This is a genomic window from Lutibacter sp., from assembly GCF_041562875.1.
Classification (GTDB): domain Bacteria; phylum Bacteroidota; class Bacteroidia; order Flavobacteriales; family Flavobacteriaceae; genus Lutibacter.
In genome coordinates, this window is sequence record NZ_JBFFOE010000158.1 from 1 (window position 1) to 3,997 (window position 3,997).

6 protein-coding genes and 1 pseudogene are annotated in these 3,997 nt (G+C 27.5%); 3 read left to right on the forward strand and 4 right to left on the reverse strand.

Features of this window, described 5'->3' with window-relative positions; genetic code table 11:
* The 3 genes and pseudogenes from ABY863_RS13100 to ABY863_RS13110 form a co-directional block, all read left to right on the forward strand.
* Positions 1-637: pseudogene (locus tag ABY863_RS13100) on the forward strand (TonB-dependent receptor); the annotation flags it as partial.
* A 34-nt stretch (positions 638-671) separates the two neighbouring features.
* Positions 672-914: a hypothetical protein gene (locus ABY863_RS13105; RefSeq protein WP_372795554.1), complete on the forward strand. Its 243-nt coding sequence runs from the start codon at positions 672-674 to the stop codon at positions 912-914.
* Positions 915-924: 10 nt separating this feature from the next.
* Entirely contained in the window at positions 925-1,077 is a 153-nt protein-coding gene (locus ABY863_RS13110; RefSeq protein ID WP_372795556.1) for a hypothetical protein, read from the forward strand.
* Positions 1,078-1,432: 355 nt separating this feature from the next.
* Here ABY863_RS13110 and ABY863_RS13115 read toward each other — a convergent pair whose 3' ends face one another.
* The 4 genes from ABY863_RS13115 to ABY863_RS13130 form a co-directional block, all read right to left on the reverse strand.
* Positions 1,433-2,302 carry a hypothetical protein gene (locus ABY863_RS13115; protein ID WP_372795558.1) on the reverse strand — a complete coding sequence of 290 codons (870 nt, stop codon included), beginning with the start codon at positions 2,300-2,302 and terminating at the stop codon, positions 1,433-1,435.
* A 74-nt stretch (positions 2,303-2,376) separates the two neighbouring features.
* Positions 2,377-2,886, reverse strand: coding sequence for a hypothetical protein (locus tag ABY863_RS13120; RefSeq protein ID WP_372795560.1), 510 nt, complete (start codon positions 2,884-2,886; stop codon positions 2,377-2,379).
* Positions 2,887-2,942: 56 nt separating this feature from the next.
* Positions 2,943-3,413, reverse strand: a complete 471-nt coding sequence (locus ABY863_RS13125) for a hypothetical protein (protein WP_372795562.1) — start codon at positions 3,411-3,413, stop codon at positions 2,943-2,945.
* 22 nt (positions 3,414-3,435) lie between these two features.
* Positions 3,436-3,997, reverse strand: a 562-nt coding sequence (locus ABY863_RS13130; protein WP_372795564.1) for an RNA polymerase sigma factor, incomplete at its 5' end; no start/stop codon positions are given.

Consider the following 3,997-nt stretch of genomic DNA (forward strand, 5'->3'; position numbering starts at 1 on the left):
ATGGGATCGACCTTTTAAATTAGTTTCTGAAATTTATTATAAAAATTTAACCAATGTAAACACCTATACTGTAGATAATGTTAAAATTAGATACAGTGCCAATAACAATGCAAAAGCGTACGCTACTGGTTTAGATTTAAGATTGAATGGCGAATTTGTACCAGGTACAGAAAGTTGGATAAGTGTTGGGTTTTTAAAAACAGAAGAAAATAGTGATGACAGAGGTTATATCTCACGCCCAACAGATCAACTATTTAAATTTGGGATGTTGTTTCAAGATTATGTTCCAAATATTCCAAACATAAAAATGTATTTAAATTTGGTATTTAATACGGGTGTCCCTGGTGGATCACCTTCTTATACAGATCCCTACCAATATCAAAATAGATTAAATGCATACAAAAGAGCCGATATAGGCATCTCCTATGTTTTTACCGATGCTAAAAATCAATATAATAGTGGTTGGAAAAGTAACTTTAAAGAATTTTCTGTCGGTTTTGAAATCTTTAATATGTTTGATGTTCAAAATGCGATTACAAATACATGGGTACGAGATGTATATTCAAAACAATTTTATGGCATTCCAAATTTTATGACCCAACGCGTTTTAAATATTAAAATGGATGTAAAATTTTAATCAATTTTTAAATTGATACCTAAAACTTAAAATTATGAATACAACAGATTGGTTAGGATTTATTGGAGTATTTCTAATTCTACTTGCCTATATTTTAAATATATTAGATCTAATTACCCACAAAAATTTATACTTTATTCTTTTAAACTTCATTGGAGCTTCATTGGCTTGTTTGGCTTCAATACTTTTAAACTATTTGCCTTTCATCATTTTAGAAGGAGTTTGGGCTTTGGTATCTTTAATCTCATTCATAAAATATTATAAACAGAATCAATAATTTGTAATTCATGGCTAAAAAAGGACAAGCGAAAAACACAAAAAATAAAGCAAAGCACTCTAAATTAATGAATCAGAAGAAGGCAAAATTAAGAGAAGCTAAAGAATTGCGTACGAAACATCTTAAAGCTATTATACAAAAACAAAAAGAGGAATCTAATTAAACTTCAAAAAAAAAACCTCGTTTATGATTAAACGAGGTTTTAACAAAAAATATTATTTACCAGCTTTCTTTTCTCTTTTTGCTGCCTTTTTTTCTTTAGCAGTTTTAGCTGGTTCTTTTTTAACGGTTTTCTTTGCGTCTTGACTTTTTGCCATAATAGTATTTTTTAAAAGTTAATTTTTGTTTATTATCTATTTGTAAATGTAAAAAATGTTTTTTGTAGTTTCACAAAATATAATAACCTTTTATCTATAAAAGCATTTTAAGGTCTTATTGCTCTACTATTAGGAAATTTAACTACTTCTGAAACTTCCTAAAATTCAAATTTAATAGAATTCAAATAAACACATATCAACTTACAAGTCAATCATATACGCTATAGAAAAACTAACAACCCCTGTAGTATTAAGCTCTAATTCCTCACCAATTGGGTGTGGTAAATTAATGGTGTATTCTACTTCAAAATCAAATGAATTTACATTGTATTGCAAAGGAATACTTAATTGGGTGTTAATTAAATCAAACGTCTCATTTTGAAAATATTCTGTAACTAATTCACCATTAAAATAATAAGCTCTTGCAAGGTCTATGGTTTGTTTTCCAGCCGAAATACTTACTTGCGGCTTCAACTTTAAACTTGACTTATTTGTTTTTAATAAATTAAAAACAACATAACTATTGGAGGTTATTTGAAACGATTCATCCTCACCAAATAAGAGAGCTCCTGAAAGTTGAGTTCCTAAAGTTCTTTCTTTATTTCTAATACCTAACCCTATATTTAATGTATTGCTATATACAGAATTAAAAGCGTTGGAATAAAAATATTTGGTATAAGATGCATCATATTTAAATAACTTCTTTTTCCCGAAGTTTTTACCATACCCTACTGTTACAGTAGTAACATCCCAATTTGGCAGAAATTCACTATAATAAATACCTGATACACTAGCAAATAATCCGTTAGAGTTCACATAGGTAATTTGTGGACTTACATTGAACTGATCTATCCCTATATCGCGTCCTGAAAAATAAGTATTACTTGTATAGGTTGTAGAAATATATAAAAATTGATATTTTGAAATTGACGTTATTAAATCATTTATTAAATCATCTTCCATAAAAAATTCATCCACAAAATCATCTAATTCTTTTTCTTTAGTTGGCTCTTGTGCATAAATAAAAAAAAAGCCAAAACCCCATACCAATAATGTAGCAAAAAATTTCATTTATAACACAATTTTAATAAGTGATTGAATACATTCCCTCAACTAACTAAGTTAAGGCTAATTTATTAATTTTCTTAATTTTTACCGTGTTGTTTTCTATTTTCTTTTATAGTTTCTCTCAACTCATTAACACCTTGTGTCTCTTTATTGGTTTGCATTCTACTTCTTATTTGTTGGCGTTGCTCACTTGTAATGGTATTTTTAAACTGTTGTTTACTTTCTTGTACACTTGCTTTATGCTCTGATAGCATTGCTTTTTGAGCTTTCGTTAACGATGTCATTAAAGCATCATGTTTTTCTTGTTTTGTAAGTTTTGTATTTTCAAAAATAGCGAATTGCGCTTCATTAAAACTTGCTTTAAACAGCGCTCTATGCTTTTTTATTTGTTCTCTTTGCTCATTAATCATTAATAATTGCTCTTCAGATAAGTTTTCAAGTAACGCTGCATTATCCATTCCTTGATTTTCATTTAAGCTTTGGGATTGATTTTGTTGATTATTTTGCTTTTTTTCTTGAGCTTCTATACTTGAAATTCCAAAAAGAAACAAAAATGCGACCAACGATATTATTTTTATAGATTTCATCTTTTGTATTTTTTTACTTATAAATAATTGTGTTATTATTAGACCTTTACTTCTTATTATTTATTTAAAACTTCTTCATAAACCAATTCTTCCAAAACATAATCAGTTACAAATTCATCAATTTCTGAATCATCTACAAAAAGCGATGCAATAAGAGCATCATTTCCTTCACTTGTTAAATTTTCAAGAGCCAATCCGTTGCTTTTCATAGTTTCAATAGTATCAGAAACAATGGCTGGAATTTCATTCATTGATGGCAGGGCGTTTGGTTTAAAAACGGTTATTGCAAAAATTAATGCAATAGATGCTGCGGCAAACCACACCATTCTTTTTCTTGTAAAGATTAACAGTTTTGGTTTTTTCTTATTTAAAACGTTTTCTAATATGCTTGTTTTAGAACTCGCAAAATAATCTTTAGGAATATTCAAACCTAATTCTTCTTTATGCTTTTTTTGATTATTTTTATCTAGCATATCGCTATTATTAATGTTAAATTCTGATTTTTTATGTTTGCTTAATTTATTCATACTATTATTAGACCTTGTTTTTTTATAAAAGTTTGACTGTGTGTATATTATTTTCAATATATTTTACTGCAGTATAGTAAGATGATTTGATAGTACTTTCTTTTATTCCTAAAATATCCTCAATTTCATTAAATTTTAAATCGTCATAATACTTCATTTGAAAGATTGTACGCTGTTTATCTGGTAATTCAGATAAAATTTGTTGTAATTTTAATTGAATTTCATCTCCTTCAAAATATTCATCACCTTCTAAATTATTTAAATATGTTTTGTTAACATCATCTAATGAATCTTGTTGATTATTTTTATTTTGTTCTATATACCGAATGGATTCATTATAAGCAATTCTATACATCCAAGTATGCAAAGAGCTATTTTGCTTAAAATTTGGAAGTCCCTTATACACTCTTAAAAAAGTATTTTGCAACACATCATCAGCATTTTCATGAGTGATAACAATCTTACGAATATGCCAATACAATCGCTCTTGATAAAGATCTACTAATTTTTTAAACGCTTTATCTTTCTGATTGGTATCTATTAAATCTCTAATAAATTCAGCCTCTTTATTCAATGTATTTAAA

Excerpts from the sequence above, each read along its gene's own strand:
- ABY863_RS13105 (WP_372795554.1), top strand. The coding sequence starts at position 672 with ATGAATACAACAGATTGGTTAGGATTTATTGGAGTATTTCTAATTCTA.
- ABY863_RS13110 (WP_372795556.1), top strand. The coding sequence starts at position 925 with ATGGCTAAAAAAGGACAAGCGAAAAACACAAAAAATAAAGCAAAGCAC.
- ABY863_RS13120 (WP_372795560.1), bottom strand. The coding sequence starts at position 2,886 with ATGAAATCTATAAAAATAATATCGTTGGTCGCATTTTTGTTTCTTTTT.
- ABY863_RS13115 (WP_372795558.1), bottom strand. The coding sequence starts at position 2,302 with ATGAAATTTTTTGCTACATTATTGGTATGGGGTTTTGGCTTTTTTTTT.
- ABY863_RS13125 (WP_372795562.1), bottom strand. The coding sequence starts at position 3,413 with ATGAATAAATTAAGCAAACATAAAAAATCAGAATTTAACATTAATAAT.